The organism is uncultured Pseudokineococcus sp. (genome assembly GCF_947499845.1).
Classification (GTDB): domain Bacteria; phylum Actinomycetota; class Actinomycetes; order Actinomycetales; family Quadrisphaeraceae; genus Pseudokineococcus.
Genome location: NZ_CANMPM010000002.1, coordinates 246752 through 272090 on the forward strand (window position 1 = coordinate 246752; position 25339 = coordinate 272090).

General features: G+C 77.7%; 25 protein-coding genes. 12 read left to right on the forward strand and 13 right to left on the reverse strand.

Going from position 1 to position 25339, the window contains the following annotated elements; translation table 11 throughout:
* The first annotated feature begins 86 nt into the window (after nucleotides 1-86).
* Complete coding sequence (locus tag Q0789_RS03095) at nucleotides 87-917, forward strand: helix-turn-helix domain-containing protein (protein ID WP_298802003.1); 831 nt, start codon at nucleotides 87-89, stop codon at nucleotides 915-917.
* A 105-nt stretch (nucleotides 918-1022) separates the two neighbouring features.
* Nucleotides 1023-2348, forward strand: a complete 1326-nt coding sequence (locus Q0789_RS03100; protein ID WP_298802005.1) for a hypothetical protein — start codon at nucleotides 1023-1025, stop codon at nucleotides 2346-2348.
* A 136-nt stretch (nucleotides 2349-2484) separates the two neighbouring features.
* Here the strand turns inward: Q0789_RS03100 and Q0789_RS03105 are convergent, their stop codons facing one another.
* From Q0789_RS03105 to Q0789_RS03150, 10 genes are read right to left on the reverse strand one after another with little or no spacing between them, the layout of a single operon-like run.
* The gene (locus Q0789_RS03105) at nucleotides 2485-3336 is read right to left on the reverse strand and encodes a hypothetical protein (protein WP_298802006.1); all 852 of its coding nucleotides are present in this window, start codon (nucleotides 3334-3336) and stop codon (nucleotides 2485-2487) included.
* Complete coding sequence (locus tag Q0789_RS03110; RefSeq protein WP_298802008.1) at nucleotides 3336-3845, reverse strand: FABP family protein; 510 nt, start codon at nucleotides 3843-3845, stop codon at nucleotides 3336-3338. Before Q0789_RS03110 ends, Q0789_RS03105 begins: the two co-directional genes overlap by 1 nt.
* A 42-nt stretch (nucleotides 3846-3887) precedes the next feature.
* Nucleotides 3888-4016: a hypothetical protein gene (locus Q0789_RS03115; RefSeq protein ID WP_281359443.1), complete on the reverse strand. Its 129-nt coding sequence runs from the start codon at nucleotides 4014-4016 to the stop codon at nucleotides 3888-3890.
* Nucleotides 4007-4300 (reverse strand): hypothetical protein, encoded by a 294-nt coding sequence (locus Q0789_RS03120; RefSeq protein WP_298802011.1) that lies wholly within the window; start codon nucleotides 4298-4300, stop codon nucleotides 4007-4009. The genes Q0789_RS03115 and Q0789_RS03120 overlap by 10 nt, the downstream gene beginning before the upstream one ends.
* Nucleotides 4301-4349: 49 nt before the next feature.
* Nucleotides 4350-5489: a folate-binding protein gene (locus tag Q0789_RS03125; protein WP_298802013.1), complete on the reverse strand. Its 1140-nt coding sequence runs from the start codon at nucleotides 5487-5489 to the stop codon at nucleotides 4350-4352.
* 52 nt (nucleotides 5490-5541) lie between these two features.
* Nucleotides 5542-6231, reverse strand: coding sequence for a response regulator (locus tag Q0789_RS03130; RefSeq protein WP_298802015.1), 690 nt, complete (start codon nucleotides 6229-6231; stop codon nucleotides 5542-5544).
* Nucleotides 6228-7427 carry a hypothetical protein gene (locus tag Q0789_RS03135; RefSeq protein WP_298802017.1) on the reverse strand — a complete coding sequence of 400 codons (1200 nt, stop codon included), beginning with the start codon at nucleotides 7425-7427 and terminating at the stop codon, nucleotides 6228-6230. The genes Q0789_RS03130 and Q0789_RS03135 overlap by 4 nt, the downstream gene beginning before the upstream one ends.
* Nucleotides 7424-8857, reverse strand: coding sequence for a hypothetical protein (locus Q0789_RS03140; protein WP_298802019.1), 1434 nt, complete (start codon nucleotides 8855-8857; stop codon nucleotides 7424-7426). The genes Q0789_RS03135 and Q0789_RS03140 overlap by 4 nt, the downstream gene beginning before the upstream one ends.
* 7 nt (nucleotides 8858-8864) lie before the next feature.
* On the reverse strand, nucleotides 8865-9482 hold the full coding sequence (locus Q0789_RS03145; protein ID WP_298802021.1) for a hypothetical protein: 618 nt from the start codon (nucleotides 9480-9482) through the stop codon (nucleotides 8865-8867).
* Nucleotides 9479-10243 (reverse strand): hypothetical protein, encoded by a 765-nt coding sequence (locus Q0789_RS03150; protein WP_298802023.1) that lies wholly within the window; start codon nucleotides 10241-10243, stop codon nucleotides 9479-9481. The genes Q0789_RS03145 and Q0789_RS03150 overlap by 4 nt, the downstream gene beginning before the upstream one ends.
* 136 nt (nucleotides 10244-10379) lie before the next feature.
* Between Q0789_RS03150 and Q0789_RS03155 the strand changes: the two genes are divergently transcribed.
* The 10 genes from Q0789_RS03155 (at nucleotide 10380) to pstB (ending at nucleotide 23049) form a co-directional block, all read left to right on the forward strand.
* Complete coding sequence (locus Q0789_RS03155; protein WP_298802025.1) at nucleotides 10380-11090, forward strand: response regulator transcription factor; 711 nt, start codon at nucleotides 10380-10382, stop codon at nucleotides 11088-11090.
* Between the two features lie 180 nt (nucleotides 11091-11270).
* A complete protein-coding gene (locus Q0789_RS03160) occupies nucleotides 11271-11909 on the forward strand; it encodes a MarR family winged helix-turn-helix transcriptional regulator (RefSeq protein WP_298802027.1) in 639 nt (212 codons plus the stop codon).
* 155 nt (nucleotides 11910-12064) lie between these two features.
* The gene (locus Q0789_RS03165) at nucleotides 12065-13810 is read left to right on the forward strand and encodes an MDR family MFS transporter (RefSeq protein ID WP_366917620.1); all 1746 of its coding nucleotides are present in this window, start codon (nucleotides 12065-12067) and stop codon (nucleotides 13808-13810) included.
* Between the two features lie 56 nt (nucleotides 13811-13866).
* The gene (mshD, locus tag Q0789_RS03170; RefSeq protein WP_298802031.1) at nucleotides 13867-14880 is read left to right on the forward strand and encodes a mycothiol synthase; all 1014 of its coding nucleotides are present in this window, start codon (nucleotides 13867-13869) and stop codon (nucleotides 14878-14880) included.
* 329 nt (nucleotides 14881-15209) lie between these two features.
* Nucleotides 15210-17348, forward strand: a complete 2139-nt coding sequence (locus Q0789_RS03175; RefSeq protein WP_366917621.1) for an RNA degradosome polyphosphate kinase — start codon at nucleotides 15210-15212, stop codon at nucleotides 17346-17348.
* A gap of 266 nt (nucleotides 17349-17614) precedes the next feature.
* Nucleotides 17615-18682, forward strand: coding sequence for an NUDIX domain-containing protein (locus Q0789_RS03180; protein ID WP_298802034.1), 1068 nt, complete (start codon nucleotides 17615-17617; stop codon nucleotides 18680-18682).
* Between the two features lie 254 nt (nucleotides 18683-18936).
* Nucleotides 18937-20082 carry a phosphate ABC transporter substrate-binding protein PstS gene (gene pstS / locus Q0789_RS03185; RefSeq protein ID WP_298802036.1) on the forward strand — a complete coding sequence of 382 codons (1146 nt, stop codon included), beginning with the start codon at nucleotides 18937-18939 and terminating at the stop codon, nucleotides 20080-20082.
* Between the two features lie 14 nt (nucleotides 20083-20096).
* Complete coding sequence (gene pstC / locus Q0789_RS03190; protein WP_298802038.1) at nucleotides 20097-21032, forward strand: phosphate ABC transporter permease subunit PstC; 936 nt, start codon at nucleotides 20097-20099, stop codon at nucleotides 21030-21032.
* 122 nt (nucleotides 21033-21154) lie between these two features.
* Entirely contained in the window at nucleotides 21155-22174 is a 1020-nt protein-coding gene (pstA, locus tag Q0789_RS03195; RefSeq protein WP_366917622.1) for a phosphate ABC transporter permease PstA, read from the forward strand.
* A gap of 95 nt (nucleotides 22175-22269) precedes the next feature.
* Nucleotides 22270-23049, forward strand: coding sequence for a phosphate ABC transporter ATP-binding protein PstB (pstB, locus tag Q0789_RS03200; protein ID WP_171202746.1), 780 nt, complete (start codon nucleotides 22270-22272; stop codon nucleotides 23047-23049).
* 122 nt (nucleotides 23050-23171) lie between these two features.
* Here pstB and Q0789_RS03205 read toward each other — a convergent pair whose 3' ends face one another.
* The 3 genes from Q0789_RS03205 to Q0789_RS03215 all read right to left on the reverse strand — a co-directional run bounded on the left by Q0789_RS03205 (nucleotide 23172) and on the right by Q0789_RS03215 (nucleotide 25074).
* Entirely contained in the window at nucleotides 23172-24182 is a 1011-nt protein-coding gene (locus tag Q0789_RS03205) for an inorganic phosphate transporter (RefSeq protein ID WP_298802044.1), read from the reverse strand.
* A 4-nt stretch (nucleotides 24183-24186) separates the two neighbouring features.
* Nucleotides 24187-24804, reverse strand: coding sequence for a DUF47 domain-containing protein (locus Q0789_RS03210; protein ID WP_298802046.1), 618 nt, complete (start codon nucleotides 24802-24804; stop codon nucleotides 24187-24189).
* 87 nt (nucleotides 24805-24891) lie between these two features.
* Nucleotides 24892-25074 (reverse strand): hypothetical protein, encoded by a 183-nt coding sequence (locus tag Q0789_RS03215; RefSeq protein WP_298802048.1) that lies wholly within the window; start codon nucleotides 25072-25074, stop codon nucleotides 24892-24894.
* Nucleotides 25075-25339: the final 265 nt, after the last annotated feature.

A 25339-nucleotide genomic window follows, 5' to 3' on the forward strand; every position in this document is an offset into this window, starting at 1 on the left:
CCGTCCGGCGCCCACGTGACGGGACCGGCAGAGCCGCTGCTCGCTCGGCGCTTGCCGCAGCAAGCACGAGCGCGCACCATGACGTCGTGACCAAGGTGCTGGGCGTCGAGGTGGGCCGCGTCGGCGGGGCCGTGGGAGCCGTCGGGGACCTCGGGGGGTTCCTGCGCGAGCAGCGCGAGTCCGCGCAGCTGTCGCTGCGCCAGCTCGCCGCCGCGGCGGGCGTGAGCAACCCCTACCTCAGCCAGGTCGAGCGCGGGCTGCGCCGCCCCAGCGCCGAGGTGCTGCAGCAGATCGCCCGCGGCCTGCGGATCTCGGCCGAGGCGCTCTACGTCCGCGCCGGACTCCTCGACGAGCACCGCCCCGGCGACGACGGCGAGGTGCGCGCCGCCGTCCTCGCCGACCCGTACCTCTCGGAGCGCCAGCGCGAGGTCCTGCTCGAGATCTACGCGACCTTCCGGTCCGAGAACTCCCGCTCCGAGGTGCCGGCGGGAAGCTCCCCCGGGAGTCCGGGCGCGGCGTCGCAGGCGGAGCCGCGCGCGGGCACCGAGCCGGACGACGCGGTGGAGGCGCCCGCCCGCACCGCGCGGCGGCGCGCCCCGTCCTCCCGCCCCGCCGCCCGGTCGACCGGCGGCACGACGCGTCGCCCGTCCGCCCGTGCGGGGCGTCAGGGACAGGGTGCGAGCGCCGAGGGCGGCGCCGAGGGGTCGGACGACGGCCCGCCGGCCCGCACGGCAGACACCTCCGGACGCCCGAGCGGACGCACCGCCGGACGGACCACCGGGCGCAGCACCGGCCGCCGCGCTCCGACGCCGAGGGCCGTGGCCGAGGACGCGTCGCTCGTCGTCCCCGAGGAGCCGCCGGCCGAGGACCTGGCCGCCTCGCACCCCCCGCCCGTCGACGGCGGCTCGACCCGCTGAGCCACCGGGGCTCTGCCACCGCGGCGCGGTGACCGACCGTCCGACCCCCCGCACCCGACCGCCTGACGCCGACCGGTGGGACCACCGGTCACCGAGGAGGAACCCATGGCCCTGACGCCGGACCTGCGCCGCAGCGCGCTCGACCTCGGCTACGTCCTGGCGGGCGTCGCCGACGTGGCCGCCGAGCAGGCCAAGGGCCTGCACGAGCGCGCGCGCAGCCGCCGCGAGGAGATCCTCACCCGCGACTACGCGGGCGAGGCCCGCGCCGTCGCCGAGCGGCTCCAGGGCGCCCCCGCGGTCGTCGTGGCGCGCGGGCTGGAGGTGGCGAGCCGCACGCAGGTCGTCGTCGACGACCTCGGCAGCCGCGGCCGTCGGCTCGTCGAGCGGGCGCAGGGGCACGAGGACGTCGACGGCGTCGCCGAGCGGGCCGGCGAGGCCACGGACGCGGCGGGCCGGTCGGCACGGGAGGGGGTCCGGGCCGCGCGGGCGGGCGTCGCCGAGGCCGCGGAGGCGGTCGCCGACCGGGCCGCGCCCGAGACGGCGGCCTCCGGCCAGGACGACGCGGCGGCCGGACCCCGCGCGACCCGCGCCGGAGCGGCGGCGGGGCGGCGCAGCGGCTCGGCGCGGCGCACGACGACGACCCGCTCCACCACCGGGCCGGCCGCAGAGGCGCCCGACGCGGAGCCCGCAGCCGCCCCCCGCCGACGCCGCACGGGCACCGGCACCGGCACCGGCACCGGCACCGGCACCGGCACCGGCACCGGCACCGGCGAGGAGACCAGGAGCACGACCGGGGGCACGCGCCGCGCCACCGGCTCGACACGGCGCCGCACCGGCGCGACGGCCGACGAGACCGCGACGGCGACCACCGGCACCGCCGAGACCGAGGGGACGGCCACCACCCCGCGCACCGGGAGCGTGCGGACCGCCGGCCGGCGCAGCGCCGCCTCGACCCGCGCGCACGACGCGCCGGCGGCGGGGGACGGCCAGGGAGCCACGGCGGGCGCCGGCCGGTCCCGGACCTCGGGCGCGGGGCGCGGTCGCACCGCCGGCACTCGCTCAAGCACCAGCGGCTCGGACACCACCGGCGGGACCACGACCGACGCGACGACGGGCGGGACGACGACGGGCGGGACGACGTCGGGCGGGACGACGACGGGCGGGACGGGCACGGGCACGTCGACGCCGGCGCGCGCCCGGCGCCGGGCCTCGGCCGACGGCCCCCGGGCGACCACCAGCGTGGCGCGCCGGCGCGCCGAGGCGGCCCGGGTGGCCGCCCAGGAGGCGACCGGCGCGGCCGCCGCGGCGGCCGGGTCCGCCGGGTCCGCGGTCCGCGCGGGGATCGAGGAGGCCGGCTCCCCGTCGTCGGCGCCGTCCTCGTCGGACGGGGCCCCGACGGCCGGCGACGCCGGCCCGCGGGACGGGGCCTGACCCGTCCCGCCGCTCGGTCCCGTCCGAGAGCCGACCGGCGCGGACCGTGACAGCCGCTGCGGACCGTGAGAGCCGCCCCACCATCCGACCCGGCCGGCGCTCTCGTGAGGCGGGTCGCGGCCGTCGGCCGGCCGGCTCAGCGGCCGGCCACCCCCTCGACGGCCCGGTCCAGCAGACCGCCCACGTCGGGCAGGTCCTCCCGGCCCGGCAGGTCGTCGAGCCCCGGCAGGTCGTCGGTCTCGGGCAGGTCGTCGAGCCCCGGCAGGTCGCCCACGCCGGGCAGGTCGTCCACGCTGGGCAGGTCGTCGGCACTGGGCGGGTCGTCGGCGCCGGGGAGCCGGTCGAGCCAGGAGGCCGCGCCGTCGTCCCCCGCGAGGCCGGCCAGCAGCCCGGCGCCAGGCAGGTCCAGGCCGCCGATCAGCTCCTGGGCGCGGGCGCCGAGGTCCAGCTGCGCCTGCAGGTCGTCCCGGGCCGCCCGCACCTCCGGGAGCAGGTGGTCGCCCTGGATCTCCCCCAGGCGCTCTCGCGCCGCGTCGGACGCGGCGGTGACGTCGCCCAGGCCGTCGAGGGCCCCGCGCAGGGCCGGCAGGTCGAGGCCCTCGCCGCTCGTGAGGGAGGAGCGGGCCTCGTCGACGCCGCCGACGACCCGCTGCAGCCCGGGGAGGCCGTCGTCGGCGAGCCGGTCGACGGCGACGGACGCCGTCGACAGCGCCGCGAGGTTCTCCCCCAGCGGCAGCCGGCTGGCCAGGCGCCAGAGGGGGTCGTCGGTGGCCTCGACGGCGCGGTCGGCGTCCGCCTGCACCCGCCGGGTCGAGGCGGCCAGGGCCTCCGGGTCGGCCCGGACGACCGCCGCGGTGATGGCGGGCACCTCGTCCCGCACCCGCTGCAGCGCCGACCAGGCGACCCAGCCGCGGGACGCCGTCCAGGCGGCCGCCCCGAGCACCAGCACGAGGCCGACGAGGAGCACCCAGCCGACGACGCGGCGCATCAGACCTTCTTCAGCCTCGCGGAGGCGTACGACCGCATCGCGGTGGTGGGGGTCGCGACGTCCAGCGCCCACAGCAGGTCGCCCTCGACGGCGCCGTAGAGGCGCTGGGCGGCCGTGTAGGTGCCCGTGGAGGTGGAGGTCCGCGCCACGAGGTCGGTGCTCAGCTCGACCTTCGTGCCCGTGGCGCGGCCGAGGTAGATCTCGACGGCGCCGTCCGGCTGCGCCAGGAGCAGCTCGACCTGCACGCCGCCGCTGCCGTCGTCACCCGTCCGCCACACCCCGGACTCCGAGGACATCGGCCCGACCGGCTGGCCCTCGTCGTCGAGGTACCAGCTCTGGGCGCGGTAGGCGAGGCCCCCGAGCCCGTCGTGCGCCATGAGGACCTCCTGCCCGAAGCGGCGCTCGGGGACGTCGTCGTAGCCGACGACGCCGGCGCCCTCCCAGCGGCCCTCCATCCAGGCGAGGGGGACGAGCGAGGCGGGCAGGTCGGCGCGGATCTCGAACGGCATGCGGCTCCTCGGTCTCGGGCCCCGCCGGTGGCGGGGCGAGGGTCAGCGCTGGCCGGTGAAGAGCTTGTAGACGACGTAGACGGCGAACCAGCCGATCACGACGGCGGACAGCACCAGCAGGGACGTGTAGAAGACCTCCAGCGCGTGGAGGTCGGACTCGGTCAGGTCCATGGGCGGAGGGTAGCCCGGGGCGGGCGCTCGCTCCCCCGCGGGCGCCGCCGCGCGAGCACCAGCGCCAGGGCCGCGGCGGCGACCAGCGGCGGGACGAGCAGGTCGGCGACCGTCAGGCCGTGGCGCGGTGCGACCTCGACGAGCACGGCCCCCTCGACGGGGCCGTTGACGAGCCACCAGGCCAGACCGGCGGCCACGACGAGCCCGAGGGCCGCCACCGAGGGCCGCACGACGGCGAGGACGGTCGCCGCGAGGAGCGACACGAGCACGGCACCGACGACCACCGGCCGACCTTACGACCGCCCGGCGCGGCGGGGTCGCGGCTCCGGGGCGTCAGGGCGCGACCACGACCTCCTGGGCCGCCGTCACGACCCCGCCGGAGGGCAGGGCGACGTGCAGGACGGCGTCGGGGGGCGTCGAGCGCTTGACGACGGCGAGCGCCACGGGTCCGAGCTCGTGGTGACGCGCCGACGTCGTCACGGCGCCCACGGCCCGGCCGGGGGCCCCGTCCGCCGCGGGCAGGGAGAGGGCGCTCCCCGCGGGCGGCAGGTCGTGGCCGGACCCGTCGAGGTGCAGCGCCACGAGGCGCCGCGGGGGCCGCCCGAGGTTGTGGACGCGGGCGACCGTCTCCTGGCCGCGGTAGCAGCCCTTGCGCAGGTGCACCGCCGTCCGCAGCCAGTCCAGCTCGTGCGGGATGGTGCGGTGGTCGGTCTCGGCGCCGGCGCGGGGTCGCCAGGCCTCGACCCGCAGGGCCTCCGCCGCCCAGCTGCCCGCGAGGTCGCGGTCGGCCGTGAAGGCCGCGAGCCCCCCGCGGGGCACGAGCACCTCGCGCCAGGCGCGTCCCGCCGCCGGGTGCCGGTCGTCGGGGACGGCCGCGTAGGCGGTCCCGCCCGGGGCCGTGGTGGGCCACGGGTCGACCCAGGCGACGGGCTCGCCCGGGGCGCCCTCGCGCCCGACCGGCTCGCCGACGACCGCGACGCGGTCGGTCACGTCCTCCACCTCGACGCGCAGCAGGAACCGCATCCGGTCGAGGAAGGCCACGAGCTCGCCCTGGCGGCCGGGCTCGACGGTGATCCAGGTGGCCTCGCCGTCGTCGACGACGTGCAGGGCCTGCTCGACGTGCCCCTTGGGGCTGAGCAGGAGCGCCTCGGTGCTCCTGCGCGGCGGGAGGTCGGCGAGGGCCTGCGTCGTCAGCGAGTGCAGCCACGTGAGGCGGTCGGGCCCGGAGACGCGGACCACGCCCCGGTTCGAGAGGTCCACGAGGGCGAGACCCTGCTGCAGCAGCCGCTGCTCGCGCACCGGGTCCCCGTAGTGCCAGGCCGTGCCGGCGTCCTGCCCCTCCGCCGGCACCGCGCCGGGCAGGGCGAGCAGGGGGGACGCCGGCGCTCCGGCAGCCGCGCCGCCCTCGGGTCCCGCGAGGGACGGGGCGTCCGCCGGCGTCGTGGTCCCGGTCGTGGAGGTGCTCGCCGTCATGACCGGGCCAGCGCCCGGGCGGGCCCGCGTGTTCCCCGCCCCCGTGCGTCCGTCAGCCCCGCCCGGCGCGGGGCGCCTCGGGCCGGTCGGCGTCGAGGTCCTCGGCCCACCCGTCGCGCTGGCCCACCTCGTACCAGTCGATGCGGCCCTCGATGCGCTCGCCGCGCTCGGCGTACTTGCGCCGCGCGCGCTGCAGGTAGGTGCGCACGGTGGCCTCGCCGACGCCCATCTGGCGCGCGACCGTCCGCAGCAGCAGCCCCGACCCGAAGAGCACGAGCGCACGGCTCTCCTGGGGGCTGAGGGCGGGCCGCCAGTCCTGGCCCGCCGCCAGCACCTCGGCGAGGGCGGGCGTGACGTAGCTCTCGCCGGCCGCGGCGGCGCGCACCGCGGCGAGCAGCTCGTCGCGCCCGCTGACCTTGGGGACGTAGGCGAGGGCGCCCGCCTCCACCGCGCGCTGCACCGACGCCGGCTCGGCGTCGGCGCTGATGACGACGACGGCGCAGCCCTCCTCGACGAGGCCCGCGACGGACGCCGCGGGCGAGGAGCCGTCGTCGAGCACGAGGTCGAGCACGACGACGTCCGCGGGGTGCGCCGGGGACGCCCGCAGCGACGCGAGCCCGGGGTGGGTGCCGACGAGCTCGACCTCGTCCGGGGCGGCGCCGACCCAGGCGGCGATGCCGTCGAGGATGACGGGGTGGTCGTCGACGACGGCCACGCGCACCCGCCCCGGCACCCCGCTCACGGCAGCTCCACCCCGTCGGCCGCGCCGACCTCGAGGACGAGCAGGTCCTCGCCCTCGGCGATCCACCCCGCCGCGCCGAGCCGGGCGAGGAGGTCGACCGCGACGCCGTCGTGGGCGAGCGAGCGGGCGCCGCGCACCGCCACGACGGCGCCACCGCCCAGGAGGACCACGGACACCTCACCGCCCAGGGCCCGCGCCCGCCGCACGAGGGCGACGAGGGGTCCGCGCAGGTCCTCGTCGACGTCCTGGCCGTCGTCTCCGGCCCGCACCACCACCTCCGGGCCCCCGCCGCTCGCCGGCTCGGGGTGCCGCCCGTCCCTGACCCCCTCCGCGGCGTCCAGGGCGTCGTCCAGCCAGGTGCGGGCGTCGACGCGCAGCAGGCGGGAGCGCAGCCGCCGGCTGCTGGCCGCGGCGAGCGCGGCGTCGTCCGGCTCGAGCGGGACGGGTGCGCCGGCGACGACCCGCTCGAGCAGGGGGCCCACCTCGGTCCGCACGACCGCGAGGCGCTCGGCCGCCTCGCGGCCGGCGGCGGAGGCGGCTCGGCGCTCGGCCTCCTCGCGGGAGGCGTCGCGGTCGGACGCGCGCCGCTCGGCCGCGAGGCGGGCGACGAGCAGGAGGTAGGTGGCACCGGCGACCACGGGCACGAGGCCGGCGGCCGCGACCTCCGTGCCGCGGGCGAGCGCGAGAGCGGGTGCGCCGGGCTCGTGGACCAGCGACCCGCCGACCATGACCAGGGCGTGGAGCCCGCCGGCGGCGGCCACGGCGCCCAGCGGCCGCACGGCCAGCAGGCACAGGCAGCCCAGTCCCACCCCCGTGGCCACGAAGAGCCCCTCGCCGTACACGGCGCGGTGGGAGGTGGCGCCGACGACGACGAGGTCGACCACCAGGAGGGCGGCGACCGCCGCCACCGCGACGGCCGGGGAAGCGCCCGCGCGGCGGTGGTGGAGGGCCACCAGCCCCGCCTCCACGGCGACGAGCAGCACGACGGCGCCGACGACGACGCCGAGGTCCCGGTAGGTCCCCGGCGGCGAGACGACGACGCGCAGGGACGACTGCAGCGCCGTCAGGCCGACGAGGACGAGGAGGAGCGGCACGGGCGAGGGGAGCGCGTCGTCCAGCCGGACCCGCCACCAGGGGTCCTGGACGGGTCCTTCGCCGACCGGCCGGGCCGTGGTCGCGGCACCGGAGCCGGTCACGAGCAGGCCCCCCGGGGCTCACCGGCGGCACCCGAGAGGGGCACGGCCATCTGGACCACGGTGCCGCGACCGACGCGCGAGCGCACCCGCGCCACCCCGCCCACGTCCTCCAGCCGGGCGTGCACCGACCGCGAGAGACCGATGGCCTCGGGACGCACCTCCACCGGGTCGAAGCCCACGCCCGCGTCCGCGACGAGCGCGCGCGCCGCGGTGGAGGACGTCGAGCAGACCAGGAGCGCCGACGTCGTCCCGGCGTGGCGCTGGACGTTGCGCAGGCACTCCCCCACCGCGTCGAGCAGCGCGTCGACCGCGACGGCGTCCTCGGCCGTCAGGGCGGCGGCGCTCCGGGCGCCGGCAGCGGTCGGCGCCGCGAGCAGGCAGGGGTCGGGACGACCCCGGGCGTCCTCCCAGCGGACCTCGACGACCAGCCCCGAGCGCTGGGCGCGGTCCGCCAGGCGCCGCGCCCCTTCCTGGAGCCGGGCGCCCGGCGGGACGGCGCGCTGCACCGCGGGCCGGCCGGCCTCCGCCGTCGTGGCCGCGGTCACCGCGGGCGGAGGGAGGCGGACCGGACCGGCGGCACCGGCGTCCGCGTCGGCGGCCACGAGGAGCGCGAGCGCCTCCGCGGCGAGCTCACGCACGGCGGGCCCACGCGACGCGTCGGCCGTCACCATGGTGGCGAGCGCGCCCAGCACGACGTCGTGCAGGCGCCCGTCGAGGCGCCGCCTCGAGGTCGTGAGGTCGCTCGCCACGAGGAGGTCGACGGCGGCGGCGCGCCGCGCCGCGAGGGAGCGCTCGGCTCGAGCCGCGCAGTCGCGGGCGACGACCAGCGTGGCGACGGCGAGCAGCGCGGTGACGAGGGGGCCCACCGCGTCCAGTCGGCCGAGGCCCGTGAGCGCTGCCGACCCCGAGGCGAGGCCGAGGGCGACGGCGCCGACGACGAGCGCGCGGACCAGCACCGGGCCGAGGCGGCCCGGAACACCCGCCAGGACCCACAGGACGGCGGAGGCCGTCGTGGGCAGGACCCGTAGCGCCCCGTCCGCCTCGACAGCCGTCCCGCCCGCGACGAGGGCCGGCAGCACCGCGGCGCAGCCGAGGCCGACCACCACGAGCAGCAGCACGGGCAGTCCCCGCAGGAGGTGCACGACGGCGAGCGCCGACCAGCCGGCCGCCAGCGCGGTGGCGACGAGGACCGAGGCGGAGCCGCCGCCGGCCGACAGGGCCGCCGCGGCGAGGGCCGCGGTCACGCCGAGCAGCTGCAGCACCACGACGACGCCCGTGTAGACGCGGCGGCCCCGCTCGAGCACCTCCTGCAGGTGGGCGGAGCCGACGTCCGGGTCCTGCTCGACCCCGGCCCGTCGCCGCCCCGCGCGGCCGACGGCAGGCGTCGTCGCATCCCCGACCAGGCCGGGACCCGCCTCGCCGAGGACCACGACGGTCTCAGCCCTCGTCGGCGCCGGGACGCCGTCGAAGGCCGGCGGGCTGGTCCGCACCCGGGCCGAGCGCGCGGGCGAGGGCGTCGACGGCGGCGGCCACGACCGCGGCCGTGTCGGCGAAGCCGCCCGCCGGGCCGGCCAGGGGGTCCAGGACGTCGTCGTCCTCGGGACGCCGGGGTGGGGGCGCCGCCGCACGCCGCCGCGCGGCGGTGGTGGCCGCCGCGCGCACGCGCGCCGCCGGGTCGCGGCCGGGCACGCGCTCGCCGTCGAGCAGGCGGGCGAGCTCGCGCAGCGTGAAGGTCCAGCGGGCGGCCCGCGGAGCCAGGCGCGCGGCGTCGGCGGCGTGGGCGCGCGTGAGGGCGAGGACGAGGTCGGCGCCCAGCAGGGTGCTCGCCTCGGCGCGGCGCGCGGAGAAGCCGACGACGGACCCGCCGTGCTCGAGGACGGGACCCACGGCGCCCGGGGCCATCGGCGCGCCGGGGGCGGCGCGCAGGCCGGCGCTCACGACCTCCGCGCCGGGGCCCAGGGCCGGGGCGAGCAGCCGCTCGACCATGGGCGAGCGGCACGTGCCCTCCCCGCACACGGCGACGACGCGCGCCGGCCCGGTCAGCGTGGGGCTCACGGCCCGACCACCGCCGCGAGCAGCTGCACCGGGACGGCGGCCAGGCCCGCGGAGACGAGCCCGATCGTGCCGGACAGGCGCCGCGAGGTCGCCCGCGGCAGGGCCACGAGCAGGCGGTCGACGGCCCCCACGACGACGGCGAGGGCGACGCCGAGGACGGCGGCCTCCACGGCGCGCACGTCGGGCAGCAGGCCCGCCACGGCGGCGGCCGCCGCGCCGGCGGCCACGAGCGCGAGCGCCCCGGTGAGCCGCTGCGGCCAGGGCAGCGCAGTGACGAGCAGCGCGGCGGCGAGGCCGCCGGCCCCCACGAGCACGACGTCGGGCTGGAGCGCGGCGGCGGACAGCCAGCCGGTGGCGAGGCCCGCGACGGCCGCACCCGCGACGGTGCCGGCCACCGACTCGGCGAGCCGCGGGCGACCGTCGCGACGCAGGATCTGGTGGAGGAAGGCGAGGACCACGGAGAGCCCGAGCGCCGCGAGCACGGCCTCCGCGGCGCCGGCGGCGCTCGGGTCCGCCAGGGGCCGGGCGCGGCCCTGGGTGCCCCCGAGCACGAGGGCGGCCGTGGCGCCCACCCCCGCGACCGCGACGACGGCGCTCGTGCCCGACGGCGAGGGCAGCGCGAGCAGGCGGGGCCAGCCGAGGCCCACGAGGACGGCCAGCAGGGCGACCAGCGGCGCCACGGCCACGGGGGCCCAGAGCACGGCGGCGGCGAGGGCCGCGGCGCAGGCGGCGCCGGCGGCGGCGGGCAGGACGCGGATCACCGCCCGGAGCTCCTCACGGCGGGCATCCTCGCAGACGCCCGGGGCCCGGCCCCTATCCTCGCCGGTGACCGGGGTCGCCTGGGCGGCGCCCCGCGCCCCCGCCGGGCGCCGCACGCCGCACGGTGAGGAGGGGGTCGTGGCTCAGCTCCTCATGCTCACCAACGCCCTCGCCCCCTCGGCCGAGGTGCTGCCCGCCCTCGGGCTCCTCGCCCACCACGTCCGGGTGCTGCCCGCGGAGCCGTCCGTCCTCGTCGACGCGCCGTCGGCCGACGCCGTCCTCGTCGACGGCCGCCGCGAGCTGGCGGCCGCCCGATCCCTGACCCGCCTGCTGCGCACCACGGGGGTCTCCTGCCCCCTGCTGCTCGTCCTCACCGAGGGCGGCCTCGCCGCCGTCGCCGCCGACTGGGGCATGGACGACGTCCTCCTCGACTCCGCCGGCCCGGCCGAGGTCGAGGCACGGCTCCGCCTGGCGACGGGCCGCGCCCGTCTCGCCGACGACGAGGGCGAGGCGAGCGACGAGATCCGCGCGGGCGACGTCGTCGTCGAGGAGTCCACCTACACGGCGCGCGTGCGGGGCCGCGTCCTCGACCTCACCTACAAGGAGTTCGAGCTCCTCAAGCACCTCGCGCAGCACCCGGGCCGCGTCTTCACGCGCGCCCAGCTGCTCCAGGAGGTCTGGGGCTACGACTACTTCGGCGGCACGCGGACGGTCGACGTCCACGTCCGCCGCCTGCGCGCCAAGCTCGGCGCCGACCACGAGCAGCTCATCGGCACCGTCCGCAACGTCGGCTACCGCTTCGTCCCGCCGGCCCGCGACCGCCGCGACGCCGAGCCGCTCGACGCCTGAGGTCCGCCGCCGGGCGGCCCCGCCCCGGCTCCCTCGACCCTCCCCGCCGGCGCCCGCCCTCCTGCGGCCCCGCCCCCTCCCGCAGCGCCACCCGCCCGGGTGACCCACGCGAATCCCGGTTCGACGGAACAGTTGCCCGGGGCATATCGTTGCTTCTAGCACGCAACATGGGGAGACGCGATGATCACGGCGAGGACCGCCGCGGACCTGCTGGAGGAGGCCCGGGGGCTGCACCGCAGCACCCGGGCGCTCCTGCGCCGACCCGCCTCCGACCGGACGGGGGCCGCCGCCGAGGCCGTGCTCGCCCTCCTCGCCGAGGCCGGCGAGGTGCGCCCCGGCGCCCTCGCCTGCCGGGTCGGCGCCTCGCCGTCCGTGCTGAGCCGCCAGCTGGCGGACCTGGAGGAGGCCGGCCTCGTCGAGCGTCGCGCGGACCCCGACGACGGCCGCGCGCACCTCGTGCGCACCTCCCCCGACGGGGACGCCCTGCTCGCCGCGACGGCGAGCGCCCGCGCGGAGCGGCTGCGCGGCGTCCTCGATGCGTGGAGCGAGCACGACGCCCGCGCGGCGCTCGCCTCCCTGGCGCGGCTCCGCCACGACCTCGAGACGGCGGCGGGCGGCACCCGCTCCGACGCCTCCGCGGCCGCCCGTGCGACTCCCGACCACCGGACCCCCGACCACGGGACCTCCTCCGACGAGGCCCCCGACCACCGGCACCCGCCGGAGCCCGGACGACGACGTCCTGCGGTGCACCACCCCGACCCGACGACCGCAGCGACCGGCCACCGCGCCGTCCGCGCAGACCAGGAGGTGGGCGCGTGAGCGTCCTGTCCGCCCCGAGGACCACGGGCGAGGGCCCCGACGACCGCCCGGAGGAGCAGCGCCCCGACGGCGCCGCCCCGGCGTCCTCCTCGGCGCCGCCCGCGGCCCCCGGCCCGGGCGGCAGCCCCGCCGGGCCGACGGGCGAGGCGCCCGGCATGACCCACCGGCAGGTGCTCGAGGTCCTGGCGGGCCTCCTCGCCGGCCTCTTCACGGCCCTGCTGTCGACGACCATCGTCGCGACGGCCCTGCCGACGATCATCGGCGACCTCGGCGGCACCCAGACCGCCTACACGTGGGTGGTCACGGCGGCGCTGCTCGCCAACGCCGTCTCCACGCCCCTGTGGGGCAAGCTCGCCGACCTCTTCAGCAAGAAGCTCCTCGTCCAGCTCTCGCTCGTCGTGTTCGTCGTCGGCTCGGTGATCGCCGGCGTCTCGCAGGACGTGTCCCAGCTCATCGCGGCCCGGGTCGTCCAGGGCGTCGGCATGGGCGGCCTCACGGCGCTGGTCGTCGCCATCATCGGGTCGGTCATCCCGCCCCGGCAGCGCGGCCGCTACTCCGGCTACATGGGCGCCGTCATGGCCGTCGCCATGTCCGGCGGGCCGCTCGCCGGCGGCGCCATCGTCGGCGTCGTCAGCTGGCGCTGGACCTTCTTCGCCTGCGTGCCCCTCGCCGTCGTCGCCCTCGTGCTCATCCAGCGCACGCTCGTCCTGGTCGAGAGCAAGCGCCGCCCCCGCATCGACTGGCCGGGCGCCGTCCTGCTCTCCACGGGCGTGAGCCTGCTGCTCGTCTGGGTCTCCTTCGTCGGCGACTCCTTCGCGTGGGCCTCCTGGCAGACCGCCGCGATGGTGGGCGGCGGGCTGGCGCTCTGCGCCGCCCTCGTGCTCGTCGAGCAGCGGGCCGCCGAGCCGATCATCCCGCTCGGCGTCCTCAAGGAGCGCACGACGGCCCTGGCCGTCGTCGCGAGCGTCGCCGTCGGCATCGCCCTCTTCGGGTCGAGCGTCTTCCTCGGGCAGTACTTCCAGACCGCCCGCGGCTACAGCGCCTTCGACGCCGGCCTGCTCACGCTGCCCAACGTCGCCGGGTCCCTCGTGGGCACGATCGTCTCCGGGCGCCTCATCACGCGCTACGGCCGCTGGAAGCGCTTCCTCGTCGGCGGCGCGCTCATCATGATCACCGGGCTGTCGCTCATGGGCACCGTGGACCACCTCACGCCGCTGTGGCACGTGGGCGTCTTCATCTCCCTCATCGGCCTCGGCACCGGCTGCCTCATGCAGAACACCGTCCTCGCGGTGCAGAACACCGTGGCGCTGAAGGACATCGGCTCGGCCTCGAGCTCGGTCGCCTTCTTCCGCACCCTCGGCGGCACCATCGGCGTCTCCGTGCTCGGCTCGGTGCTCGCCACCCGCGTCGCCGACCTCACCAGCCAGGGCCTCGCCGACCTCGGCGTCGTCACGGGCAGCGGCGGCGGCTCCGGCGGCGGCAGCCTCGACATCGCCGCGCTCCCGGCCCCGGTCGCCGAGGTCGTCCGCGCCTCTTACGGCGACGCCACCGGGCGGATCTTCCTCATCGCCGCGGCGGTCGCCGTCGTCACCCTCGTGGCGGTCAGCCTCATCCGCGAGGTGCCGCTGCGCACCACCGTGGACGTCGTGTCGAAGGAGGGGGGGCCTGCAGCCGACGCGTCGACCGCCGGCGCCACCACCGAGGCCCCCGCCGACGGCGGGACGCCGCTCGGCCGCCACGCCGATCTCGGGGCGCCGGTCGACGCCGCCGCCGAGGCCCCGGCCGCGGCGGACGGCGCCCCCGGCCCGCGGGGACGCCACGCGGCGCCGACGGCCGCGGACCCTGACCCTGATGGGGACGCCGACGCGGCGGACCGGCGGCCGAGCACGACCGGCGCCTGAGCGGCGCCGCCCGTCGGGCGGCCCCGACGGGCGGCCCGTCCCTAGGGTGGCTGGCCGTGAGCGACTCCCCGCCCGTCCCTCCCCGCGACGCCCCTCCCCGCGAGGCCCCCGACGGCGTCCACCTCGTCCCGGCCCTCGCGCCGGGCGAGGTGGACGCCGTCCTCGCGCTCGTGGCGGCCGCCGCCCGCGCCGACGGGACGCCGCCGGTCTCCGAGCAGGGCCTGCTGCAGCTGCGCGCGGGCGAGCCGCACCTGCAGCACCTGCTCGCCCGCCGCGACGGGCGCCTCGTCGGCTACGGCCTCCTCGTGCCGGAGCCCGGCGGGGAGGGCGCCGGGTCGGCGGGCGCCCTCGTCGGCGAGCTCGTCGTCGACCCGGCCGCCCGCGGCCGCGGGACCGGGCGGGCGCTGCTCGAGGCGGCCCTCGCGGCGCGCGGCGAGCGGGCGCTGCGCCTGTGGATGCACGGCGACCTGCCCGCCGCCGCGGCGCTGGCCCGGGGGGCGGGTCTCACCCGCGTGCGCGAGCTCCTCACGATGGAGGCCGACCTCTCCGCGCCCCTGCCCCCGCTCCCGGAGGTCGACGGTGTGCGCCTGCGCTCCTTCGAGCCCGGGCGCGACGAGGAGGCCTGGCTCGCCGTCAACGCACGGGCCTTCGCCGACCACCCCGAGCAGGGCGCCTGGACCCTCGAGGACGTCCGCGCCCGCGAGGCCGAGCCCTGGTTCGACGCCGCCGGGCTCCTGCTGGCCGAGGACGAGCGCACCGGTGCGCTGCTCGGCTCGCACTGGACGAAGACGACGCCCGCGGAGGACGGGGCCGACGAGGGGAGCGCGCCGGTCGGCGAGGTCTACGTCGTCGGCGTCGACCCCTCCGCGCAGGGCCGGGGCGTAGGGCGCCTCGTCACCCTCGCCGGGCTGCACCACCTGCGGGACCGGGGCGTGCGCCGCGTCGAGCTGTACGTCGAGGCCGACAACGCGGCGGCGCTCGCCGTCTACCGCCGGCTCGGCTTCGAGCGCTCCGGCGCGGACATCGTCGTCGAGGCGCCGGCGACCGCGGCGACCGGGGGGCGCCCGTGAGCGCGGGCCGCCGCGAGCGCCGCCGTCGACGGCAGCAGCGCGCCGGGTCGCCCGCCGCACCAGCCCGGCCGGCCGCCGCACCCTCTCGACCGGCCCCCTCGCCGCCGTCCTCGCCGCCGTCCGCGGAGGCGCCGACCGGGGCGGCCGGTGGCACCATGAGGGAGGTGACCACGTCGACCGACAAGGGCCCCGGCGCGACCGCCACCAGCGGCGAGGGCCTCGCCGCCCGACCCGACGCCGCGGTGGAGCTCGACGACGGCGCCCGCGCGGGCGGGGCCTCCCGGACGCTCGACACGGAGACGGCCGCCCACCTCGGCGACGCGGCGCCCATGCCCGTGCCAGGGGCCGCCGCCGGCGACGACGAGCCGCTGCCCGACGACCGGTTCCTCGACCGCGAGCTGTCGTGGCTCGCCTTCAACGACCGGGTGCTGCAGCTCGCGGAGGACGACGACCTCCCCCTGCTGGAGCGGGCCCGCTTCCTCGCCATCTTCGCCTCGAACCTCGACGAGTTCTTCATGGTCCGCGTGGCCGGCCTCAAGCGCCGCATCGCCACGGGCCTCGCCGTCACGGCCGCCTCGGGGCTCCAGCCGCGCGAGGTGCTCTCGCAGGTCTCCCGCCGCGCCCACGAGCTCATGGAGCGCCACGCGCGCGTGCACTCCGAGGTCGTCCGCCCCCGGCTCGTCGACGCCGGGATCCGCATCGTGCGCTGGGAGGAGCTCGAGGACGAGGAGCGCGCCGGCCTCGGGACCTTCTTCTCCCGACAGGTCTTCCCCGTTCTCACGCCGCTGGCGGTCGACCCGGCGCACCCCTTCCCCTACATCTCGGGGCTCTCGCTCAACCTCGCCGTCGTCGCGCGCAACCCCTCCACGGGCACCGAGCACTTCGCGCGCATCAAGGTGCCGCCGCTGCTGCCCCGGCTGGTGCCGGTGGACGACGACGACGACGCCGGCGCGCGCGGGGCACCGGCCTCCGTGCGCTTCCTGCCCCTCGAGGAGCTCGTCGGCGCCCACCTCGACCAGCTCTTCCCCGGCATGACCGTGGTGGCCAGCTCGGCGTTCCGCGTCACCCGCAACGAGGACCTCGAGGTCGAGGAGGACGACGCCGAGAACATCCTCCAGGCCCTGGAGAAGGAGCTGCTGCGGCGGCGCTTCGGCCCGCCCGTCCGCCTCGAGGTCGCCGACGACACCGACGAGCACGTGCGCGAGCTCCTCGTGCGCGAGCTGGGGGTGCGCGGCAGCGAGGTCTACGAGCTGCCCGCCCCGCTCGACCTGCGGTGCCTCAACGCCGTCGCCGACCTCGACCGGCCGGAGCTGCACTACCCCAAGGCCGTCTCCCGCACGCACCACCTGCTCACGGACGGCCGTGAGACCGCCTCTCCCGGCGACGTCTTCACGGCCGTGCGCAAGCACGACATCCTCCTGCACCACCCCTACGACGCCTTCTCGACGAGCGTCCAGGAGTTCCTGCAGCAGGCGGCGGCCGACCCGGACGTCCTCGCCATCAAGCAGACGCTCTACCGCACGAGCGGGGACTCCCCGATCGTCGACGCGCTCATCGACGCCGCCGACGCCGGCAAGCAGGTCGTCGCCCTCGTGGAGATCAAGGCGCGGTTCGACGAGCAGGCCAACATCTCGTGGGCCCGCAAGCTCGAGCAGGCCGGCGTCCACGTCGTCTACGGCATCGTGGGCCTCAAGACGCACGCCAAGCTGTGCCTCGTCGTGCGCCAGGAGCGCGACGGGCTGCGCCGGTACTGCCACATCGGCACGGGCAACTACAACCCGAAGACGGCGCGGCTCTACGAGGACATGGGCCTGCTCACCGCCGACGAGACCGTCGGCGAGGACGTCACCAAGCTCTTCAACCAGCTCTCCGGCTACGCCCCGCGCACGACGTTCTCCCGGCTGCTCGTGGCGCCCCGCTCCCTGCGGGCCGGCCTCGTCGAGCGCATCGAGCGGGAGGTCGAGCACCACCGCGCCGGCCGGCCGGCGGAGGTGATGGTCAAGGTCAACTCGATGGTCGACGAGACGATCATCGACGCGCTCTACCGGGCCTCGCGCGCCGGGGTGCCGGTCACCGTCGTCGTCCGCGGCATCTGCGCCCTGCGACCGGGCATCCCCGGGCTCTCGGAGACGGTGCGCGTGCGCTCGGTCCTCGGGCGCTACCTCGAGCACAGCCGCATCTTCGCCTTCGCGGCCGGCGGCACCCCCGAGGTGTGGATCGGCAGCGCCGACATGATGCACCGCAACCTCGACCGCCGCGTCGAGGCGCTGGTGAAGATCGACGACGGCGCCGAGGTCGCCGAGCTGCTCGAGTACCTCGAGCTCCAGGCCGACGACGGCACGGCCTCCTGGCACCTCGGGCCCGACGGCACCTGGGAGCGCCACAGCCACGACGCCGACGGGAAGCGCCTGCTGGACGTGCAGCAGCACCTGCTGGAGCGGCGGCACGCCCCCGCCGGGCGGTCCTGAGCCCGGAGGGCGCACCGGCCTCCGGCGGGGGGAGGGACGCGCCCTGCCCGTCCCCCCGCCCCGGCCCGCGTCCTTCCCCGCCGCCCGCCCCGCCGCCCGGCCGGCGGGCCGCCCCCCGGCCGCCGACGCCCCTCGGGGCCACGGGCTCGCCGCGCCCGCCCTCGGCCCCGGCGGGAGCCGGGCCGCCGGGGTGGCAGCATCGGCGGATGGACCCCGCGCCCCGACCCCGCCCGGGACCCGACCGAGGACGAGCCCCCCTCGCGGCGGTGCCCCCGCCCGCACCGCGGACGAGCCCGCCCCCGGCGACCAGAAGCGCTGCGCCGCAGCCGCAGCCGCTGCGGAGCAGCACCGAGGACACGGCCTCCGCCGAGCCCGACGGGCCCCTGGCCGGCCGCACGGACCCGGTGCGCGCCGCGGGCGCCCTCGTGTGGCGGCTCCGCTCGGGGCGCCTGCAGGTGGCGCTCGTGCACCGGCCGGCCTACGACGACTGGTCCTTCCCCAAGGGCAAGCTCGACCCGGGCGAGTCCGCCGTGGGCGCGGCCGTCCGCGAGGTGGCCGAGGAGACCGGGCTGCGCGTGGTGCTCGGGCAGCCGCTGCCCGCGGCGCGGTACGTCCTCGGCGGCAGCGGCGACCGCGTCGTCAAGCACGTGGCGTACTGGGCCGCACCGGCTCCCGCGGGCGGCCTGCCGCGCCCGCCCCGGCCCCGGGAGGTCGACCGGACCGAGTGGGTGGACGTCGACGAGGCGCACCGCCGGCTCACGCGCCGGGGCGACCAGGTGCAGCTGCGCGCGCTCGCGGCGCTGCACGAGGACGGCTGCCTCGACACGTGGGCGCTCGTCGTCGTGCGCCACGGGCACGCCCGCCCCACCACCGTGTGGGCCCACGACGAGGCCGACCGCCCCCTCGTGGCCTCCGGCCGCCGCGAGGCGCAGCAGCTCGTGCCGCTGCTCGCCGCCCGCGGTCCGGCGCGCGTCGTCTCGAGCCCCTGGGAGCGGTGCCTGCAGACCGTGCGGCCGTTCGTCGAGGACTCCGGGGTCGGCCTGCGCACCAAGGGCCGGCTCACGGAGTCGGCGCACCGCCGCGACCCCGACAAGGTGGCGCGCTACGTCGGCCACCTCGTCGACAAGGGCCGGCCCGTCGTCGTCTGCACGCACCGCCCCGTCCTCGGCACGCTGCTCGGGGCCCTGGCCGGGCGCGCGGCGGCCGGCAGCGGGGCGGGCGCCGCCATCCCCGCCACGGACCCCTTCCTGGCCCCCGGGGAGGCGCTGGTGGCGCACGTCTCGCGGCGGTCGGGGCGCGTCGTCGCCGTCGAGCGGCACGCCCCGCAGCCGTAGCGCGCGGCCCTTCCCGCCCGGCCCGCCCCGTGGGAGGCTCGGCCACCCCGCGCTTCCGGTCGCGCAGAGTGCCGGCGACCGCGGAGCGTGGCCGATCGGCGGCATCCCGCGGACCCGGCCACGCGCCGTTCACCCCTGGTTCACCGACGCCCAGGGGTCCTGACACCTGCCCTCCCTACCGTCCAGGACGTCGGCGGGACACCCCGCCGCCCGACGGCCCACCCGGCCGCCCTTCGACGAGAGGCCCTTCCCTGATGCGCAGCTCCACCACGCGCGCGGCGCGCGCCGCCCTCGCGACCACCTCGGCCGCGGCCCTCGCGCTCACCCTCGCCGCCTGCGGCGCCAGCAACGAGACGGGCGGCGGCTCCGGCGGCGGCTCGACCGGCGGCAGCACCTCCGGCGGCGAGATGGCCGGCGGGGACATGGCGAGCACCATCAACGGCGCGGGCGCGAGCACCCAGCAGGCCGCCTTCCAGGCCTGGTCGGTGAACTTCCAGCAGGCGGACGGCACGACGGTCAACTACGACCCGGTCGGCTCCGGCTCGGGCCGCGAGCAGTTCCTCTCCGGCGGCGTGGACTTCGCCGGCTCGGACGCCTACATGGACGAGGACGAGCTCGCCCAGGCCGACGAGCGCTGCACCGACGGCGCCATCGACCTGCCGGTGTACGTCTCCCCCATCGCCATCGCCTACAACCTCGAGGGCGTCGACGACCTGCAGCTGACGGCCGACGTGCTCGCCGGGATCATGGCGCAGCAGATCACCACCTGGGACGACCCGGCGATCGCCGAGCTCAACCCGGACGCCGACCTGCCGAGCCAGCCGATCGTCCCGGTCAACCGCTCGGACGACTCCGGCACCACGGAGAACTTCACCGAGTACCTCGACGCCGCGGCGCCCGACGCCTGGACCTTCGGCGTCGTCGAGACGTGGCCGGTCCCCGGCGGCGAGGCCGCCCAGGGCACGTCCGGCGTCGTCCAGGCCATCTCCAACGGCCAGGGCACGATCGGCTACGCGGACGCCAGCCAGGTCGAGGCCAGCGACCTCTCCGCCGCCTCTGTCCAGGTGGGCGGGGAGTACGTCGGCCCGACCCCCGAGGCGGCGGCCGCCATCCTCGACAACTCCACGCGCGTCGAGGGCCGCCCCGAGGGCGACATCGCCATCGACCTCGACCGCACGACGGAGGAGGCGGGCACCTACCCGATCGTCCTCGTCAGCTACCAGATCGCCTGCAAGGGCTACGAGGACCCGGCCGTCGGCGAGGCCGTCGCCGCCTTCATCGGCTACGTCGCCTCCGAGGAGGGCCAGCAGGCCGCCGCCGACCAGGCCGGCAGCGCCCCGATCTCCGAGACGCTGCGCTCCGACATCATGAGCTCGCTCGAGCTCGTCACCGGCAGCTGAGAGGCACCACCCAGGTGACCACCACCACTCCCGCCCTCACGGGCAGCCGCCGCCGACCCGGGGACAAGGTCTTCTCCGGGTCGGCGGCGGCGAGCGCCGTCCTCATCCTGGTCATCCTCGCCGGCGTCGGCCTCTTCCTGCTGGCCGAGGCCTACCCCGCGCTCGTCGCCCCCGCGGACCAGATCGAGGGCGGCGAGGGGCTGGTGGTCTACCTCTGGCCCATCCTCTTCGGCACGGTCCTGACATCGGTCATCGCCATGCTCGTCGCGGTGCCCGTGGCCGTCGGCATCGCACTCTTCATCTCGCACTACGCGCCCCGCCGGCTGTCCCAGACGCTCGGGTACGTCGTCGACCTGCTGGCGGCGGTGCCGAGCATCGTCTACGGGTTCTGGGGCTTCCAGGTCTTCGCCCTGGCGCTCGTGCCGCTCTACCAGTGGCTGGCCGAGAACGTCGGCTGGATCCCTCTCTTCGCCGGACCGGCCTCCACGACGGGGAAGACGATCCTCACCGCCTCCCTGGTCCTCGCGGTCATGATCCTGCCGATCATCTCGGCGCTCTCGCGCGAGGTCTTCCTGCAGACGCCGCGCCTCCACGAGGAGGCCGCCCTGGCGCTCGGCGCCACGCGGTGGGAGATGATCAAGTACGCCGTCATCCCCTACGGCCGCTCGGGCGTCATCAGCGCCTCGATGCTCGGCCTGGGACGAGCCCTCGGCGAGACGATGGCCGTCACGCTGGTCCTCTCGGCGTCGACGAGCGCCATCACGTTCAACCTCATCAACACGGCGAACCCGCCCACCATCGCCGCGGAGATCGCGCTCAACTTCCCCGAGGCGACGGGCCTCCGGCTGTCGACGCTCATCGCGGCCGGACTCGTGCTCTTCGTCCTGACGTTCGCCGTGAACTTCGCCGCCCGCGCCCTCGTCACCCGCCAGAAGGGCGGTTCGACCTGATGAGCTCCCCGAACGACACGGGCACCCGGACCGAGGACCGGCCCGGCGACGGGCGCACGAGCCCCGAGGACCCGGGCGCCGCGGTCCTGACCCGCTACCAGCCGCCGTCCCTCGCCGCGTCGATGCACGCCTCCCTGCCGCGCTGGGCCGGCGCCGCCGCCTCGGCCCTCGGCGTCCTCGTCGCGGCCGCGCTCGTGGCGGTCACCGACGTCCACGTCGCGCTCGCCGTCGTCGTCGGGGCCGTGGTGGGCGTCGCGGCCTTCGTCGTCGCCTCCCGCGTCGTCGAGGGCGAGCGCGCGGCGACGGACCGCTTCGTCACCGCGCTCGTGACGATGGCCTTCGTCGTCGCCCTGCTCCCGCTCGTGTCGGTGGTGTGGACGACCGTCAGCCGCGGCCTGGCGCGCTTCGACGGCGCCTTCTTCACGCAGTCGATGTACAACGTCATCGGCGAGGGCGGCGGCGCCTACCACGCGATCATGGGCACGCTCATCATCACCGGCGTCGCCACCCTGATCTCCGTGCCGATCGGGACGCTGACGGCGATCTACCTCGTCGAGTACGGGGGCGACAACCGGCTGTCGAAGGTCATCACCTTCCTCGTCGACGTCATGACGGGCATCCCGTCCATCGTCGCGGGCCTGTTCTCCCTGGCGCTCTTCACGCTGGTCCTCGGCCCGGGCTACCGCCTCGGGGTCATGGGCTCCGTCGCGCTGTCGGTCCTCATGATCCCGATCGTCGTCCGGGCCGTCGAGGAGATGCTGCGCATCGTCCCGGCGCGCCTGCGGGAGTCGAGCTACGCGCTCGGCGTCCCGAAGTGGCTCACCATCGTCAAGGTCGTCCTGCCGACCGCCGCCTCCGGCATCGCCAGCGGCGTCGTCATCGCCATCGCCCGCGTCATGGGCGAGACGGCCCCGCTGCTCGTCACCGTGGGCCTCACCGCGTCGACGAACTTCAACCCCTTCGAGGGCCGGATGGCCGTGCTCCCGGTCTTCGCGTACTACCAGATCATCACGCCGGGCATCCCGCCGCAGGCCTTCATCGACCGGGCCTGGACGAGCGCGCTCCTGCTCATCCTCTTCGTGATGGTCCTCAACGTCGGCGCACGCGTCCTCGCCAGGGCCCTGGCGCCCAAGACCCGCTGAGAGGCAGCATGAGCATCTTCACGAGGCCCGCCCGCACCGAGCAGCGCGACGCCGCTGGCCGCGACCGGCCCGCCCCCCGATCCGCAGGAGCAGTCATGAGCCGCCAGATCGACGTCTCCGACCTCGACATCTACTACGGCTCCTTCCTCGCGGTCGAGAAGGTCACGATGGAGATCAAGCCGCGGAGCATCACGGCGCTCATCGGGCCCTCCGGCTGTGGCAAGTCGACCTTCCTGCGCTCGCTCAACCGCATGCACGAGGTCATCCCCGGCGCCCGCGTCGAGGGCAAGGTCGTCCTCGACGGCCAGGACCTCTACGGGCCCGGCGTCGACCCGGTGGCGGTCCGGCGCTCCGTCGGCATGGTCTTCCAGAACCCCAACCCGTTCCCGACGATGTCGATCTACGACAACGTGCTCGCGGGCATGCGCCTCAACAACAAGCGCCTCAAGCGCTCCGAGGCCGACGCGGTCGTCGAGCACTCGCTGCGGGGCGCCAACCTCTGGAAGGAGGTCCAGGACCGCCTGGACCGCCCCGGCGCCGGCCTGTCCGGCGGCCAGCAGCAGCGCCTGTGCATCGCCCGCGCCATCGCGGTGCAGCCCCAGGTGCTCCTCATGGACGAGCCCTGCTCCGCGCTCGACCCCATCTCGACCCTCGCGATCGAGGACCTCATGGGGGAGCTGAAGAAGGAGTACACGATCGTCATCGTGACCCACAACATGCAGCAGGCCTCGCGCGTCTCCGACCGCACCGGCTTCTTCAACATCGAGGGCACCGGCAAGCCCGGCAAGCTCGTCGAGATGGACGCCACCGACACGATCTTCTCCAACCCGTCGGTCAAGGCGACCGAGGACTACGTGAGCGGCCGCTTCGGCTGAGCCGCCCTCCCGCCCCACCCCCCAGTCACCCGAGCAGGGCCCGACGCCTCGCGCGTCGGGCCCTGCTCGCGTCGGAGGCCACGTCCGCCGCTCACGAGCGGAGGCGCGTCCGGCCGGGGCCGTCAGAGGCGGGAGAGGAGCAGCAGCGCCTCGTGCGCGAGCCACGCCAGGGCGCCCGCCGCCGGCACGGTGGCCACCCAGGCGGCGACGACGCGGCCCAGCACGCGCCAGCGCACCCGCCGCACGCCGGGCACCGCCCCCGCGCCCACGACGGCGGAGGTGATGGACAGCGACGTCGACACCGGCGCCCGCAGGACCACGGCGGCGGAGTGGAGCAGCAGCGCCGTCGTCGCCTGGGCGGCGAGCGCGGCCGTCGGCGACAGGGGCACGAGGCGCTCCCCCACGGTGCGGACGATCCGCCGCCCGCCCACGAGCACGCCCGCGGCCAGGGCGAGCGCCACGACGACGACCGTCCAGGCGGGCCGCCCGCCGGGGGCGTCGGCGGGGACGCCGACGCCGGACGCCACGAGACCGGTGACGACGACGGCGGCCGTCCGCTGGGCGTCGAGGACGCCGGATCCCACCGCCGTCGCCGCGGCCGCCACGACCTGCGCCGTCCGGAGGCGGCGGTGCGCGCGCGCCGGCATGACCCCGCGCAGCAGCCACAGCAGCGCCAGCACGAGGGCCGCCGCGACGAGGGCGCCGGCCACGACGACGCCGAGGCCGGGCAGGACGACGCCGTCGAGGAGGGCGCCCCAGCGCACGGCGCCGTCCGGCGCGGCGAGCGCGGCGCCCGCCAGCCCGCCGAAGAGCGCCTGCGTCGTCGAGGTCGGCATGCCCCAGCGCCACGTGAGGAGGTTCCAGGCCACCGCCCCGAGGAGGGTGGCGAGCACGAGGCGCAGGCCGTCGTCGCCCGTCGGCACGACGGCGGCGTCGGGGACGCCGACGACGAGGAACCAGCTGCCGAGCAGCCCGCCCACCAGGACGAAGGAGGCGGCCACGCCGAGCGCCACCCGCGGCGGCAGGGCGCGGGTCGCGACCGAGGTGGCGACGACGCCCGCCGCGCTGTGGACGCCGTTCGTCACGGCGAAGGCGAGCGCGGCCGCGACGACGGCGACGAGGAGGACGGCCACCGGCTCAGGGGTCCACGAGGGCGATGACCTCGACGACGTGCGCGAGCCGCTCGAACGCCCCGGCGGAGCGCTGGAGCGCGTCGGCCACGTCGCGCAGGCGCAGCGCCCGGCGCAGGTCGCCGTCGTCGAGGAGCTCCGAGCGCAGGCGCAGCAGGAGGGCGCACGCGCGGTTCTCGAGGCGGTTGACCTCGACCCAGTACTCCGCGAGGCGGTCCGCGGCGTCGACGTCCGCCATCGCCCGCCGGGTCAGCTCGGCGAGGCGCACGAGCAGCGGGGCCACGTCGAGGAAGGCCGGCGGCAGGGGCGCCGGACCCTGGGCGGCGACGAGCTGCCCGGCCAGCGCCATCTCGTCGAGGCAGGTGTCGAGGGCCTGCGCCAGCGCGTGCACGTCACGGCGGGCGAAGGGCGGGGAGAAGGTCGACGTGAGGCGCCGGGAGACGAGGTGCACCTGGTCGTCGGCGGCCCGCTCGGCCTCCTGGAGCGCCTCGAGCGCCCCGTCGCGCTCCGGGGGCGCCGACGCCAGCACCTCCGCGAGGCGCTCCGCGCCGCGGTGGACGTGCTCGGCCAGACCGACGAAGAGGGCGGTGAAGTCGGGCTCGCGCGGGAGGAGGCGCAGTCGCACGTGCCACCCCTCCCGGTCCGAGCCGGACGGACGCCCGACGAGCGGGCGTCAGGCTAGGGCACCGGGCGGGGGGCTCCGGCGCCCCGCTCACCCGGTCCGCTCACCGCTCCGGTCGTCGGCCTCCGTCGTGCGGGAGCCGCCGCGGCGCACGGGCGGGACGCCGAGCGCCGCGTCGATCTCGGCGTCGGTGAGGGAGCCGTCCTTCTCGGAGGCGGCGACGACGACGGCGCCGTAGAGCTCGATCTCGTCGGCGAGGGCCGCGTCGCCCAAGCTGCCGGTCCCCGGGGTCGGGTCGGGGGCGCCCGACCGCGCGGACCGGCCCACCGCCGCCCGCACCTGCGCCGGTGCCGATGCCGGTGCTGGGTGCTGCTCCACGTCCCTCTCCCGCTCTCCCCCGTACCGCCTCGGTGCCGGGTGCGGCGTCGGACGACGGCGCACCCTGGGGCCGGCGGGTCCCCCCGGTCCGCCGGGCGCGCGCCGCCCCGGCGGACCGGGGCGTCGAGCGCTGGCGGAACCGTACGCCGCAGCGGCTGGC

Coding starts and splice junctions, on each gene's coding strand:
- Q0789_RS03100 (WP_298802005.1), top strand. CDS start 1,023: ATGGCCCTGACGCCGGACCTGCGCCGCAGCGCGCTCGACCTCGGCTAC.
- Q0789_RS03105 (WP_298802006.1), bottom strand. CDS start 3,336: ATGCGCCGCGTCGTCGGCTGGGTGCTCCTCGTCGGCCTCGTGCTGGTG.
- Q0789_RS03110 (WP_298802008.1), bottom strand. CDS start 3,845: ATGCCGTTCGAGATCCGCGCCGACCTGCCCGCCTCGCTCGTCCCCCTC.
- Q0789_RS03115 (WP_281359443.1), bottom strand. CDS start 4,016: ATGGACCTGACCGAGTCCGACCTCCACGCGCTGGAGGTCTTCTACACG.
- Q0789_RS03125 (WP_298802013.1), bottom strand. CDS start 5,489: ATGACGGCGAGCACCTCCACGACCGGGACCACGACGCCGGCGGACGCC.
- Q0789_RS03160 (WP_298802027.1), top strand. CDS start 11,271: ATGATCACGGCGAGGACCGCCGCGGACCTGCTGGAGGAGGCCCGGGGG.
- Q0789_RS03165 (WP_366917620.1), top strand. CDS start 12,065: ATGACCCACCGGCAGGTGCTCGAGGTCCTGGCGGGCCTCCTCGCCGGC.
- Q0789_RS03175 (WP_366917621.1), top strand. CDS start 15,210: ATGCCCGTGCCAGGGGCCGCCGCCGGCGACGACGAGCCGCTGCCCGAC.
- pstS (WP_298802036.1), top strand. CDS start 18,937: ATGCGCAGCTCCACCACGCGCGCGGCGCGCGCCGCCCTCGCGACCACC.
- pstA (WP_366917622.1), top strand. CDS start 21,155: ATGCACGCCTCCCTGCCGCGCTGGGCCGGCGCCGCCGCCTCGGCCCTC.
- pstB (WP_171202746.1), top strand. CDS start 22,270: ATGAGCCGCCAGATCGACGTCTCCGACCTCGACATCTACTACGGCTCC.